This is a genomic window from Amycolatopsis sp. NPDC051071 (assembly GCF_040682875.1).
In the GTDB taxonomy this organism is placed as follows: domain Bacteria; phylum Actinomycetota; class Actinomycetes; order Mycobacteriales; family Pseudonocardiaceae; genus Amycolatopsis.
Map to the genome: position 1 here is coordinate 1 of NZ_JBFBBY010000198.1, position 12,444 is coordinate 12,444.

Annotated in this window: 13 protein-coding genes; 7 read left to right on the top strand and 6 right to left on the bottom strand. The window is 68.0% G+C overall.

Going from position 1 to position 12,444, the window contains the following annotated elements; genetic code table 11:
* Nucleotides 1-45 precede the first annotated feature (45 nt).
* Both AB0M65_RS36220 and AB0M65_RS36225 read right to left on the bottom strand, forming a co-directional pair.
* Complete coding sequence (locus AB0M65_RS36220) at nt 46-387, bottom strand: YciI family protein (RefSeq protein WP_364038410.1); 342 nt, start codon at nt 385-387, stop codon at nt 46-48.
* Entirely contained in the window at nt 387-1,616 is a 1,230-nt protein-coding gene (locus tag AB0M65_RS36225; protein WP_364038413.1) for an MFS transporter, read from the bottom strand. Before AB0M65_RS36225 ends, AB0M65_RS36220 begins: the two co-directional genes overlap by 1 nt.
* Before the next feature lie 177 nt (nt 1,617-1,793).
* Here AB0M65_RS36225 and AB0M65_RS36230 point away from each other — a divergent pair, with 177 nt between their 5' ends.
* The 4 genes from AB0M65_RS36230 (at nt 1,794) to AB0M65_RS36245 (ending at nt 4,736) form a co-directional block, all read left to right on the top strand.
* On the top strand, nt 1,794-2,207 hold the full coding sequence (locus tag AB0M65_RS36230; RefSeq protein ID WP_364038416.1) for a PGPGW domain-containing protein: 414 nt from the start codon (nt 1,794-1,796) through the stop codon (nt 2,205-2,207).
* A gap of 28 nt (nt 2,208-2,235) precedes the next feature.
* Complete coding sequence (locus AB0M65_RS36235) at nt 2,236-2,913, top strand: TetR family transcriptional regulator (RefSeq protein WP_364038419.1); 678 nt, start codon at nt 2,236-2,238, stop codon at nt 2,911-2,913.
* A gap of 130 nt (nt 2,914-3,043) precedes the next feature.
* Nucleotides 3,044-3,745 (top strand): DUF5710 domain-containing protein, encoded by a 702-nt coding sequence (locus tag AB0M65_RS36240; RefSeq protein ID WP_364038422.1) that lies wholly within the window; start codon nt 3,044-3,046, stop codon nt 3,743-3,745.
* Between the two features lie 133 nt (nt 3,746-3,878).
* A complete protein-coding gene (locus AB0M65_RS36245) occupies nt 3,879-4,736 on the top strand; it encodes an oxidoreductase (protein ID WP_364038425.1) in 858 nt (285 codons plus the stop codon).
* A gap of 114 nt (nt 4,737-4,850) precedes the next feature.
* Here AB0M65_RS36245 and AB0M65_RS36250 read toward each other — a convergent pair whose 3' ends face one another.
* Both AB0M65_RS36250 and AB0M65_RS36255 read right to left on the bottom strand, forming a co-directional pair.
* Nucleotides 4,851-5,675 (bottom strand): ABC transporter permease, encoded by an 825-nt coding sequence (locus AB0M65_RS36250; RefSeq protein WP_364038428.1) that lies wholly within the window; start codon nt 5,673-5,675, stop codon nt 4,851-4,853.
* A complete protein-coding gene (locus AB0M65_RS36255; RefSeq protein WP_364038431.1) occupies nt 5,665-6,561 on the bottom strand; it encodes an ABC transporter ATP-binding protein in 897 nt (298 codons plus the stop codon). The genes AB0M65_RS36250 and AB0M65_RS36255 overlap by 11 nt, the downstream gene beginning before the upstream one ends.
* A gap of 154 nt (nt 6,562-6,715) precedes the next feature.
* On the opposite strand from AB0M65_RS36255, the gene AB0M65_RS36260 reads away from it, so the two are divergent.
* Nucleotides 6,716-7,174, top strand: coding sequence for a hypothetical protein (locus AB0M65_RS36260; protein ID WP_364038434.1), 459 nt, complete (start codon nt 6,716-6,718; stop codon nt 7,172-7,174).
* A gap of 83 nt (nt 7,175-7,257) precedes the next feature.
* Here AB0M65_RS36260 and AB0M65_RS36265 read toward each other — a convergent pair whose 3' ends face one another.
* On the bottom strand, nt 7,258-7,764 hold the full coding sequence (locus AB0M65_RS36265) for a hypothetical protein (protein ID WP_364038437.1): 507 nt from the start codon (nt 7,762-7,764) through the stop codon (nt 7,258-7,260).
* Nucleotides 7,667-8,317 carry a hypothetical protein gene (locus AB0M65_RS36270; RefSeq protein ID WP_364038440.1) on the bottom strand — a complete coding sequence of 217 codons (651 nt, stop codon included), beginning with the start codon at nt 8,315-8,317 and terminating at the stop codon, nt 7,667-7,669. The genes AB0M65_RS36265 and AB0M65_RS36270 overlap by 98 nt, the downstream gene beginning before the upstream one ends.
* Before the next feature lie 656 nt (nt 8,318-8,973).
* Between AB0M65_RS36270 and AB0M65_RS36275 the strand changes: the two genes are divergently transcribed.
* A complete protein-coding gene (locus tag AB0M65_RS36275) occupies nt 8,974-11,586 on the top strand; it encodes a CHAT domain-containing protein (protein ID WP_364038443.1) in 2,613 nt (870 codons plus the stop codon).
* Between the two features lie 229 nt (nt 11,587-11,815).
* A complete protein-coding gene (locus AB0M65_RS36280) occupies nt 11,816-12,331 on the top strand; it encodes a lytic polysaccharide monooxygenase auxiliary activity family 9 protein (protein WP_364038446.1) in 516 nt (171 codons plus the stop codon).
* Nucleotides 12,332-12,444 lie beyond the last annotated feature (113 nt).

Genomic DNA, 12,444 nt, shown 5'->3' on the forward strand with positions numbered 1-12,444 from the left:
CCCCCTTCCTTGCGCCTAGCGCAAGGAAGGGGGCCTTCATGTACTTCAGGGGGTGGGCCAGATCGGCCGGATCTCGATGGTCGCGAACCTCGTGACCGGATGCTTCGACACGACCTCGATCGCCTCGTCGAGGTCGACGCACTCGATCAGGTCGTAGCCGAGGATCTGTTCCTTCGTCTCGGCGAACGGCCCGTCCGAGACGAGCAGTTCGCCCTCGCGGTGGCGCACGGTGGTCGCGGTGGCCGTCGACCGGAGCCTGCTCCCGGACAGCCGCACCCCGCGAGCGGTCATCTCGTCGACCCACGCCTGCGTCTTTTCGTCGAGTGGGTCGTCGCAGCCGTCCGCTCCGGGATGCGGGCTTCCGCAGATCAGCAACATGTAGCGCATCAGTCCTCCATCACGAGGGCTTTTCCGGGCCGCAGCGCCGAAAGAGCGATTGCCAGGTCCAGGGCCGCGAAGCAGGCGGCGGCCACGAAGCCCGCACGGAAACCTCCGGTCACTGCCTCGGCCGAGGTCGCGTTACCGGTGACGGCCGCCGACACGGCCGAGGCTACCGAGACGCCGAGCGCGCCGCCCAGCTGGAACGCGGCGGTGGTGATGCCGGACGCGAGTCCGGTGTCCCCGGCGTCGACCCCGCCCAGCGCGGCCATCGGGCCGGCGACGGTGGCCGCGCCAAGGCCGAGTCCGAAGGCGGCCAGTCCCGGCAGCAGGTCTGTCAGGTAGGCGCCGTCCGGTGAGATGCCGGCGAGCGCGAGGCAGCCCGTGCCGAGCAGCACCGTCCCTGCCGCGGCCAGGCCGTGCACGCCGATCTTCGGGATCAGCGCCTGCCCGCCGTACGCACCGACGACCGCCATCACCGGCAGCACGGCGGTCGCGACGCCGAACAGCAGCGGCGAATAGCCGAGTACTTCCTGGGCGTAGCGAGAAATCAGGAACGAGACGGCGAAAGCACCCATCGCGCTCGTCAGCATCACCAGGTTGCCGCCGGTGAGCCTGCGCGACGAGAAGATCCGCAGCGGGATCAGCGGCGCCCCGCGCCGGGACGCGTCGCGGCTCTCCTTGAGCAGGGCGGGTGTGGCCACGAGCAGGATCAACGCCACCGGGATGTTCAGGAAGAACACCCATTCCCAGCCGAAAGCCCGCGTCACCGTGCCGCCGATGAGCAGCGCGGCCGTCGCGCCGAACCCGCCGACGCCCGACCATGCGGCCAGTGCCTTGGTGCGCTCGCCGTCGTCGGTGAACGTCGTCATCACCAGCGAAAGCGCGCTCGGCGCCATCAACGCGGCCGAAACACCCTGTAGGACGCGGGCACCGATCAGGACGTCGTCACTCCACGCGAGTCCGCACAGCAGTGAGGAAAGCAGGAACAACGCGGTGCCTGCCGAGAAGGTCCGGCGGCGGCCGAGCAGATCCGCGGCGCGGCCGCCCGGCAGGAGCAGGAGACCGAAGCTCAGCAGGTACGCGCTGAGCACCCAATGCGTTCCGCCGCCGTCGAAACCGAGAGCCCGTTCGATCGACGGCACCGCGAGCACGACGATCTGCGAGTCCAGGATGACCATGAAGTTGGCCGTGCAGAGCAAGGCCAGCGCTCGCCATCGGCGCGGGTCGGGGTGCATGCGTGCCTCCGTCCTTCGGGGGTGGTTCACCACCCCGACGAACGATCCCGGCGGAAACAGACAAGGCGGGCGGGAAGTTTTCGAGTCCGGTGTCACTCGCCCAGGACCAGCGTGTTCCCGGCGCGAAGGCCGCGCACCCGGCACAATCGGCGGGAAGACGACGGCGAGGAGGATACGGTGGGCATCGGAAAACCCGTGAAGCAGGCGCTGATCCTGATCGCGGGCGGCATTCTCCTGCTGGTCGGCATCGCTTTGCTCGTTCTGCCCGGTCCGGGCCTGCTGCTGGTGCTCGCGGGCCTGCTGGTGCTGGCTTCGGAGTTCCCGGCGGTCGAGAAGTACGTCGATCCCATCCGCGACAGGGCGATGAAGGCGGCCGAAGACAGTGTGTCGTCGCCGCTGCGTATCGCCGGCTCGGTGCTGGCCGGGCTGGGCCTGCTGGCCGCCGGGGTCGTCTGGGGTCTCGTGCCGGGGCTGCCGCTCGCCGGCTGGAGTACCGGTTCGAGCTTGATCCTCTCCGGGCTCATCCTGTTCGCGCTGCTGATCTGGAGCTACAAGCGGGTGCAGGCCAGGAGGGCCGCGAAGGCCGAATAACAGCCGGGTGGTCTGGTACCGTGCGCGCGTGGCTCCCGACTTCCAGCGCGCCCGGCGGCCGGAACAGGTGGAGGCCCGGCGCGCGGCGATCCTCGCGACGGCGCGGGAACTGCTGGCCGAACGGCCGGTCTCCCAGATCAGCCTGCGGGAGCTGAGTGATTGCGTCGGCCTGGCGAAGTCGAACGTACTGCGGTACTTCGACAGCCGTGAGGCGATCTTCCTGGAAGTCCTCGACTCGATCTGGGTCGCGTGGCTCGACGAACTCGAAGGCGAACTAGGCGCGCCTGGCGACCCGAAGCCCGGGTACGAGCGCGAAGTGAGCGTCGCGACCGTCATCGCGAAGTCGCTCTCGCGGCAGCGCCTCCTGTGCGAGCTGATCAGCACGATGGCCGCCGTACTCGAACGCAACATCTCCGTGGAGACCGCCCGGACGTTCAAGACCCGGGCCGCCGAGCGGACCGAACGGCTCGCGAGTGTCGTCCGTGCTCAGGTCTCGTTGGACGCCGACGCGGCCGGGCACATCGCGAAGGCCGTCTTCATCCTTGTGGCGGGGCTCTGGCCCTACGCGAACCCGGGTGAGGCCGTGGCGACGGTCCTCGCCGAACGGGGGGCTCCGGCCGGTCGTGAGATGTTCGTCGACGCGCTGACCGAGGGACTGGCGAACCAGCTGGTCGGCCTGGTCGTCCGTACCAGGCGGAATACGTAAGGACTCGACGCCGAAGCGGAGCGATCCTCAGTGCTTTCGGCGTCTTCTTGAGGTATCCCCGAAAGGGGAGACTTGGCCGCGCCGAGGCGGCAGAATCTTCTTCCCCGCCACAGCGGAGGAAAGGAAGAGCGTGCCCGAAGAACGAATCTGGCTCGACGTTCCTTATGCCGAAAAGGACGACGCCAAGGCGGCGGGAGCGCGGTGGGACCCGGCGGCGAAGCGCTGGTACGCGCCTCGCGTCGGGATGGCGGCGCTGGTCGGCTGGGCGCCCGCCGCGGAGATCCCCGCGGTGCTTCCCGGTGAAGACCGTTCCTTCGGAGCCGGGCTTTTTGTCGATCTCGTGCCCAGCAGCTGCTGGTTCACCAACGTCCGGTCTTGCATCACCCCTCGTGATTGGGAACGCCTGCGGCGGATGCTCACCCGGCGTGCGGGGCAACTCTGCGAAATCTGCGGCCGACCGGAGGCCCGAGCGACCCGCCGGTGGCTCGAAGCGCACGAACGCTGGCACTACGAACCGGCCACCCGCACCCAGTCGTTGCGGCGGCTGATCTGCCTGTGCAGTGACTGTCACCTGAGCACGCATTACGGCTATGCCCAGGTCACCGGCAGGGACGCGGACGCTCTCGCCCATCTGCGTGCCGTGACGGGGATGACGCCGGAGCAGGCCGCGGCGCATATCCGCGACGCGTTCGCCGTCTGGCGGGACCGGTCGAGCCAGGACTGGACCCTCGACCTCGGCCTGCTCACGCGCGCCGGGGTCACGCTCGCCCCGCCTCCTGGACCGTCGAGCAGGCGAAGCGAAGCGGCCCGGCAGCTCCGGCGCCCCGTCTGAGCCCGTTTGCGCAGGTCAGGGCCTCAAGTGATAGCAAAGGTCCCTTGCTCCCTTCCCGCGCGCGCCGAGGCGCCGGCCCCTGCATAAGGTGAGGCGGGGACCACGCACGGACCCCACTGGACAAGGAGCGATCATGAGCCCAGGCGGCACCCTCACCCTCGGCGATCTCACCGTGAGCCGGATGGGATACGGCGCCATGCGGCTGTCCGGCCCCGGCATCTGGGGACCGCCGAGCGACCGCGAAACCGCGATCGCCGTCCTCCGCGAAGCGGTCGAACTGGGTGTCACCCACATCGACACCAGCGACTTCTACGGCCCGCACACGGTCAACGAGCTGATCCGCGAGGCACTGCGTCCGTACCCGGAGAGCCTGCACATCGTCACCAAGGTCGGCGCGAAGCGTACGCCGGACAAAGGCTGGCCTTCGGCGCTTTCGCGTGAGGAACTGACCTCCGCGGTCCACGACAACTTGCGCAACCTCGGCGTCGACGTGCTCGACGTCGTCAACCTGCGGCTCGTCGGCGAGCACGGTGTCTTCCCGATCCCGGTCTCGATCACCGAGCCGTTCGAGGTCCTCGCCGAACTCCAGCAGCAGGGCCTCATCCGGCACCTCGGGCTGAGCCACGTCTCGGCCGAGCAGGTCAAGGAAGCGCGTTCCATCGCGCCGGTCGTCTGCGTGCAGAACGAGTACAACGTCGCGAACCGCGCCCACGACGGCCTGCTCGACGCCCTCGCGACCATCGGCGTCCCGTTCGTGCCGTACTTCCCGCTAGGCGGCTTCACCCCGCTGCAGTCCGGCGTGCTCGACGACTGCGCCCGCCGTGTCGACGCGACGCCGATGCAGGTCGCGCTCGCGTGGCTGCTCCAGCGGTCGCCGAACACACTGCTGATCCCGGGAACGTCGTCGGTGGCGCACCTGCGCGAGAACATCGCCGCCGCGAAGCTCGAACTGCCCGAGGACGTCCTCAAGGACCTCGACGCCCTCGCCTGATCCCGCGTGAAGGCCCCCTTCCTCCATCCATGCCCCCGCCGCCGCCCTCAACGGACGCGCTGGCGCGCGCATGCCTGATTCCATCAGCCGAGGGAAGGGGGCCTTCACGCGCGTTCAGAGGACATCCCGGCGCCGCAGCAGCCAGGCGCCGAGACCGGCGAAGGCCGCCAGGTAGCCGGCCATCACCAGCGTCGCCTGTGAGACGCCGACGAGCTCACCGATTCCCGGCGCGCCGTCCGAAGCACCAAGGGACGCGGCCAGCGAACCGGCGTTGGCGCCGGGCAGGGCCAGCTGGAGCGTGTTCACCCAGTCCAGCAGCGGCGCCGCGACCCCGAACAGCAGGTTCTGGACCACCAGCAGCCACACCAGGCCGAGCCCGATCGGCAGCGCCACCCCGCGCATCGCGATCGCCAGCGCCGCACCCAGCACCGCCCAGGTCATCCCGATGAGCCAACCGGCGCCGATCCCCGTGAGCAGGGCGCCGATCGAGGGCCAGTTCAGCGGCTCGCCTTCGGACGAGGCGATGACGGCGCTCGTGATCGCGCCGGTCGCGAAGCTCGTCAGCACGACGGACAAGGTCGCGACGGCGAGTGCGCACAACTTTCCACTGTAGACGGTCAGCCGCGAAGGGCCCTGCGTCAGCACGGTCTTCCACGTGCCCCACCCGTATTCGGTGCCGACGGCCAGCACCCCGAGCACAAGCAGGATCGCCCCGAGGAACACCGGCAGCCCGCCGATCGAGTTGCCGACCAGGTTCTCCGGCATCGTCGCGGCCAGCCCGCGATCGGTACCCGGCGCCCCGCTCGTCGCGCCAGCCGCCCCCGCGAGCGGCAGGAGGTAGGTGAAGGTCAGGCCGAGTACGACCGCGATCCCCAGCATGAACCAGTTCGCCGGACGCCGGACGAGTTTCGCCAGTTCGGCGGTGCAGCTACCCCACATGACCTGCCACCTCTCCGGTGAGCTCGAAGAAAACCTGTTCCAGATCCCGTTCGCGGAGGTGCAGTTCACGCACCGCGATCCCTTCCGTGACGAGTTCGCGGTTCAGCCACGACACGCGATCCGGCTCGACGATCAGGTCGAGCCCGGTCCCGCTCACCCGCACGTTTTCGTCGCCGATCCAGCGCTTCGCCAGGTCGGCGGCGCGCACGAGCTCGTCGGCCTCGATATGCAGCACCGTGCCACCGCGGAGTTCGGCCACCGTGTTCTCCGCGATCAGCCGCCCGTGCGAGACCACGCCGACGCGGTCGCAGATCTGCTGGACCTCGCCCAGCAGGTGACTCGACAGCAGCACCGTGCAGCCCTCGGCACCCAGCCGCCGGATCAGCACGCGCATGTCGGCCATCCCCGCCGGGTCGAGTCCGTTGGTCGGCTCGTCGAGGATCAGCAGCCGCGGATCCTTCAGCAGCGCCGCCGCCACCCCCAGCCGCTGCTTCATGCCGAGGGAGTACGTCGAGTACCGGTCCTTGCCGCGATCGGCGAGATCGACCATCGCGAGTACCTCGCCGACCCGCAGCGGATCCGTTCCGCTGTACCGGGCCAGCACCTTGAGGTTGTCCGCACCGGACAGATACGGATAGAAGCCGGGAGATTCGATCAGCGCGCCGACGCCGTCGAGGTCGCCGGGCGGCCCGCCGAACAGCCGCACCTCACCCGACGTCGGCCGGACCAGCCCCAGCAGCATCCGCAACGTCGTCGTCTTGCCCGCGCCGTTCGGGCCGAGGAAACCGTAGATTTCGCCCGGCAGCACGGTCAGGTTCATCCGGTCGACGGCGAGGTGCTCGCCGTACCGTTTCGTGAGTTCGTCGGTGTCCACAGGAATGTTCATGGTGACAAAGAATGTCCGCCGCGGCGGCGTGGCACATCCGTTCCGGAGCGGCTTCCCGCGTACGTCATCGGACGTAGCCGATGGCCGGAATCCTGTGACATCTGTCGAAAACACCTGTATCGGGCACCAGGTCGACGATCTTAGGCTCGGCAGCGTGTCGAAAGTACTCCTGATCCTTCATGTGCTCGCCGCCATCATCGCGATCGGTCCCGTCACCGTCGCGGCGAGCATGTTCCCGGCCGCCGCGCGGAAGGCGTTCGCCGAACCGGATTCCGGCCTCCCGGTGTTGCGGACGCTGAACCGGATCTGCCGGCTTTACGCGATCCTCGGTCTCGCGGTGCCGTTTTTCGGACTGGCGACGGCGGGCAGCATGCGGGTCTTCGGCGACGTGTGGATCATCGTGTCGATCGTGCTCACCGCCGCGGCCGCCGGTGTGCTGGCGTTGCTGGTGCTGCCGGGACAGAACGCGATCCTCGCCGCGCTGGACGCCGAGCAGCCGTCGGAACCGGTGTCGGCCGGGCGGGTGGCGATGTACACCGGGATGTTCAATTTGCTGTGGGCGGTGGTGACGGTGCTGATGATCGTGCGCCCGGGGTCGACCACCGGTGCCTGAACACGAGGCGCGCCAAGGGGTCGTGAGTGATATGGAGCGTTCTAACCCTCCATATCACTCACGACCCGCTCACGCCTGCCCTGCTACGCACGCAGCAGCTGATTGAAGAACGACCGGTACTGGCGCAGTGCGATCCGGAGGTCCTCGGTGGCCGGTTCGCCCTGGCTCCACGCGGATTCCAGTTCCTTCTTGTGGTCCGCGAACGTCGCGGCCAGGTTCTGGATCACCACGGCGACCAGTTCGTCGGCCTCCTTGACCGCCCGCTGCGGATCGTCCACAAAGGCCGTCTGGATACCTTGCCAACTCCCGCGGAACCGCTCGACGTCGACGTCTTCGAACAACGCCTGCGCGTCGTCTTCGCCGGATTCACCCTTGGGCGCGGTTTCGGTGGCGGGTTCGGGTTCGGCGGCCACCAGGTCCTCGGTGCTCAGCGTGTGCCCGGAGTCGCCACCGTCGGTGTCGATGCCGTCGGTGTGGGTGCCGTCGTGATCGTCAGCGGTCCGTTCCCCGTCGAGCCGATCGGTCGTCCCCGCGACGCCTTCCGTTGTCCGCGGTTCCGTTCCCTCGGTTCCCAGAGGCCTGTTTTCCATGACTGTCCGCTCCTTCGCCGCCGTCGTCGGTCAACAGATCTTCGAACACTTCGCGGTAATGCTTCATCGCTTCACGCATGTCCTCTGTGGACATTTCGGTTTCCCGCTGGCGCTCCAGCGTTTCGTGCCCCGCGCGGTAGTGCCGCAACGCGTTCGCGTGCCGGACGGACAGATCCGCGAGCTGCTGGTCGTACCCTTCGGTCGGGTAACCGCGCTCGCCCATCAGTGAGACCAGTACCCGGTCCGCCTCGACGACGGCACCCGACGGGCGGTCGACGAACTGTTCCTGGATCAGTGCCCATTCTTGCGCGTAACGGTCCTTTGTGGTCGCCGGCAGCGGGCGAAGGTCGAGGTCGGAATGACGTTTCACTCGCGACGACAGGTCGCGTTCCGCTTCCCGCGGGTTCTCGTGTTCCTTGACGGCCCGGTCGTATTCGGGCCCGAACGTCTCTTGCAATCGCCGCCTGCGCTGCCCCTGGATGACGAACCAGGCGACGCCTCCCACTACCAGGATCGCGGCGATGACGATGATGATGACCAACCACGTGGGCATCGTTATCTCCTCCGGATGTTTGCCGGTCAACCCCCGACAGGCCATGAGTTCCCCGGGCTTTTCGACCGGAAACCCTTGTGCCACAAGTATTTTTCGATCTTAGGCCGGATGGAGCAGCGAATTGATCTTCCTGCGGCCGCCGTTTTTCGCCTCAAAGGGAGGTGAAGCGAGCCCGATTGGGCCATCCGGGCCAGGTCGTGAGGTGCGCTAACGATGCGTCCCTCTTTCGGGTGCCTGAGATGACTCAGTGTAGGTAAAAACTCCCGATCACTGCTCCGTTGTGGCACTATTGCGTCCATTCGCAGGAAGAGGGCCTGCGAGTGGAGGGGGTCCGGAGTCACGGGGCCGCCTGATAAGACAAAAAATGATCATCAGGGGAGGAGATCGTCAAATGTCGACGCCTACGGACGTCAAGGATCCCATCGGTGAGGAAGAGCCGGTCGATCCGGCTGGACCGAAGCCTGACCAGGGAGAACACCAGCACAGCCCGGACTGCGAACACAAGAACGTACGCGTCTGGGATTGCCCAGGCGGCTGCGCCCAGACCCCGCCGCCTATTCCCTGATCGGCGCTTCGCGCTGAGAGGATTGGGCCCGCTACCGGGTTGAAACCGGTGGCGGGCATCTCTCGGCTACGGAGTGTGCTGTCATAGATCAGTGGCGGTAACACAGCTCGATCAAGTCGAGGTCATTCGCAAGGCGCGCGAACTCCAGCGCGCCGGGATCGATGCCGCGTGTTCGGCCCGTCAGCGCGAGGGCATTCTCCTGCTCCGCAGGGGAATGGCGTTGCTCGATTCGATTCATCCAGTGGCCGACGAAGCGCGCAACGATTGGCTGGCCACCCGCATCAGGCTGGCCTCCAGCATCGCCACCGTGGGATCGGAGACCAGCGGTGGCGTCGCGTCCGGTCTCGCCGGATTGGACGACGTCCGGCGCCTGCTCAAATCCGTCGACGACCCGCGGCTCTCGCTGGAGCTGCGAGGCCAGGTCGACCACAACTACGGTCTGCTGCTGATGGCCGTCGGCCGGAACGAGGAGAGCACCGGCTATTTCGCCTCTTCCTTGGAACACAAAGACGCGCTACTCGCCATGGCGAAAGATCCGGTGTCGTTGCTCGACCCCTACTTGGGCACCTTGACCACGCGGGGGCTCGCCTACACCCGGCTGGGGGACATCCGCCGGGCCCGGCAGGATCTCGCCAACGCGGTGTCGCTCGCGGAACGGAACGGCCTGCGGGCTCAGGCGGCGGACGCCCGCCGCCCGCTGGGGACACTGGAACTCCGCGTCGGCAACGTGCCGGCCGCGTTGCGGCTCTACGACGAGAGCGAGCGGATCTACCGGTCGCTGGGTCTGGTCATTCCGCCCTTGCTCAGGTGGGAGCGCGCCGAAGCGCTCTTGACGGCGGGCCTGGCCGAAGAGGCGGGAGTCCACCTCGACGAGATTCTGCCGACGATGCTGGAGCAACGGAGTATCACCAGGGATCTGGGCGGGGTCGAACTGTTCCGGGCGTCCGCGGCGTTGATGAGCGACGATCTGGAGCTGGCGCGGAAGTACGCCGCGTCGGCGAGGCGCCGTACCTTGCGCTGGGGATGCCAGACCTGCGTCGCCAACGCGACCATCATCGGACTCCGCGCCGACGTCCGGGATGCCTTGCGCACCAACGAGATCCCGCCGACGCTGACCGCACGCGCACTGCGTGCCGCGAACGGGATGCCGATGCCGCGCCTTGCCGATCAAGCCGCGCTGGCGCGCATGCTGGCCATCCGGGTGGAGCTGCGGAAGGGAAACCGTAAGCGTGCCAACGAGTTACTGGTGCGGATTCCGCGGCCCGGGCGACTGACGTCCGTCGATTACCGGATGTTGCGACGGCTTTGCCGTGCGGAACTCGCGGTCGCGGAGGGGGACAAGGCCAAGGCACTGGCCGAGATCCGGGCCGGGCTCACCGAACTGGACCGCGTCCGCGACCGGATGGGCGGCCTCGAACTGGTGTCCGGGACGGCGTTGCACGGCAGGGAGCTGGCCGACCTCGCCGTCAAGATCGTGCTCGAACGGGCCGACGCCGCCCGGTTGTTCGGCTGGACGGAGCGCACTCGCGCGCAAAGTTACCGGTACGAACCTGTTGCCGCGACCGAGCCGGATCTCGCCGAGCGGGTCGGCGAGGTTCGCGGGCTCGATCAGGCGATCCACCAGGCGCGGCACGACGGGCATCCGACGGCGGCGTTGCGTGCCAAGCACACCGAGCGGCTGCGTGAGGCGCACCGGCTCGGCTGGCATACCGGACGCTGGGGCCGCCCCCGGCCGGTCGCGGGGCTCGCCGAGATCAGCGGCGAACTGCGTGACCGCGCGCTGGTGAGCTTCGCGTCGTCCGATGACGAGCTGGTGGCGGTGGTCGTCGCCGGTGGGCGGAGCGAACTGGTCCGGCTCGGTTCGGCGGCGCGGGCGGCGGAGTCGGCGCGGATGCTGAACATCGACCTCGACGCGCTCGCCCCGGACAATCTGCCGGTACCACTGGTCCGGTCGGTGCTCGCTTCGGCGCGGAAGCAGTCCGAACGGCTGGACACCCAGCTGATCCGGCCGCTGGAAGCGCTGATCGGCGACCGGGGCCTGGTCGTCGTGCCGACGGGGTCGCTCTACGCCATCCCGTGGGGGGTGCTGCCCGCGTTGCGGTCGCGGCCGATCGTCGTCGCTCCGTCGGCGACGGCGTGGCTGGCGGCGGAGCGATCGCCGGTGCCTCACGCGCGGAAGGTCGTCCTCGTGCGCGGCCCCGGCCTCGTCGGGACCCGGGGTGAGCTGGACAAACTCGCCACGCACTATCGGACCGCGCGCACACTGGCCGAGGCAGAGGCGACGGTGAAATCCGTCTTGGGGGCGTTGGACGGCGCCAAGCTCGCGCATATCGCCGCACACGGCGCGCACGAGCCCGAGAACGCCTTGTTCTCCCGGCTGGAGCTGGCCGATGGGGCACTCTTCGCACACGAGATGGCGGGCCTCGCCCAGCCGCCGTCGCAGGTCGTCTTCGCGGCGTGCGAACTGGCGCTGAACCGGATCCGGCCCGGCGACGAAGTACTCGGTTTCGCCAGCGCGCTGCTCGCCAGTGGTTCGCGGACGGTGATCGCCCCGTTGAGCCGAGTCGGTGACGAGGCCGCCGCGGCGGCGATGGACGACTACCACCGAGGACTGGCCGAAGGCGCCGGACCGGCGACGGCACTGGCGGACACCATCGCGGTTGATCCGTTCCGGCGACCGTTCGTCTGTTTGGGTGCGGGCTGATCGCCGGTCTTGACAGCGTCTGTTCGATCTTCACCGGACGAAAGGCCCGGTTGGTTACTCTTGACCGAGTCGTCTGAACCAATTATGGTCTAGACCACATTCGCATGCTCGGCGCTTCGGCGGATGTTGGTCCCAACCGTTATTGGTTTTCGCTCGCTGTGGCCCTGGAACCTCGAGTTCGCGGACGGTTCTGCCACCGGGTCAGCGGTGGGTGTCGAAAGGGGTAGGCATGAGCTTCAAACGAAGGCTTCTGACCCTGGCGGCAGGTGCGGCAATGGTGCCGGCTGTTCTGGTCGCGATCCCGGCGGGAACCGCCAGTGCGCACGGCTACGTTTCCTCACCTGCCAGCAGGCAGGCGCAATGCGCACAGGGAACGGTTTCCTGTGGTGAAATCAAGTGGGAACCGCAAAGCGTAGAGGGCCCCAAGGGGCTCATGAGCTGTAACGGCGGTGAAGGCCGTTTCGCGGATCTCAACAACGACAGCAAGGGCTGGAAGGTGCATTCCCTCGGCCGGACCACCACGTTCCGGTGGACGCTGACGGCTCGCCACCGCACCAGCACGTGGGAGTACTTCGTCGACGGCGCCAAGGTGGCGACCATCAACGACAACGGCGCCACCCCGGGTGCGTCGGTCTCGCACAGCGTGAACCTGCAGCAGAGCGGGCGGCACAAGATCCTCGCCCGCTGGAACGTCTACGACACGGCGAACGCGTTCTACGCCTGCATCGACGCCAACATCAGTTAGGCAGAGCCTCGTGAGTGTTTTGGGTCGTTCTAACGACCCAAAACACACACGAGACCCGACCCCCACCGTAACGGCGCACATAGGGAGAGCCTGGTGTTGGGGAATGGTGTTTT

Coding starts and splice junctions, on each gene's coding strand:
- AB0M65_RS36220 (WP_364038410.1), bottom strand. CDS start 387: ATGCGCTACATGTTGCTGATCTGCGGAAGCCCGCATCCCGGAGCGGAC.
- AB0M65_RS36225 (WP_364038413.1), bottom strand. CDS start 1,616: ATGCACCCCGACCCGCGCCGATGGCGAGCGCTGGCCTTGCTCTGCACG.
- AB0M65_RS36245 (WP_364038425.1), top strand. CDS start 3,879: ATGAGCCCAGGCGGCACCCTCACCCTCGGCGATCTCACCGTGAGCCGG.
- AB0M65_RS36250 (WP_364038428.1), bottom strand. CDS start 5,675: ATGTGGGGTAGCTGCACCGCCGAACTGGCGAAACTCGTCCGGCGTCCG.
- AB0M65_RS36255 (WP_364038431.1), bottom strand. CDS start 6,561: ATGAACATTCCTGTGGACACCGACGAACTCACGAAACGGTACGGCGAG.
- AB0M65_RS36265 (WP_364038437.1), bottom strand. CDS start 7,764: ATGGAAAACAGGCCTCTGGGAACCGAGGGAACGGAACCGCGGACAACG.
- AB0M65_RS36270 (WP_364038440.1), bottom strand. CDS start 8,317: ATGCCCACGTGGTTGGTCATCATCATCGTCATCGCCGCGATCCTGGTA.
- AB0M65_RS36280 (WP_364038446.1), top strand. CDS start 11,816: ATGAGCTTCAAACGAAGGCTTCTGACCCTGGCGGCAGGTGCGGCAATG.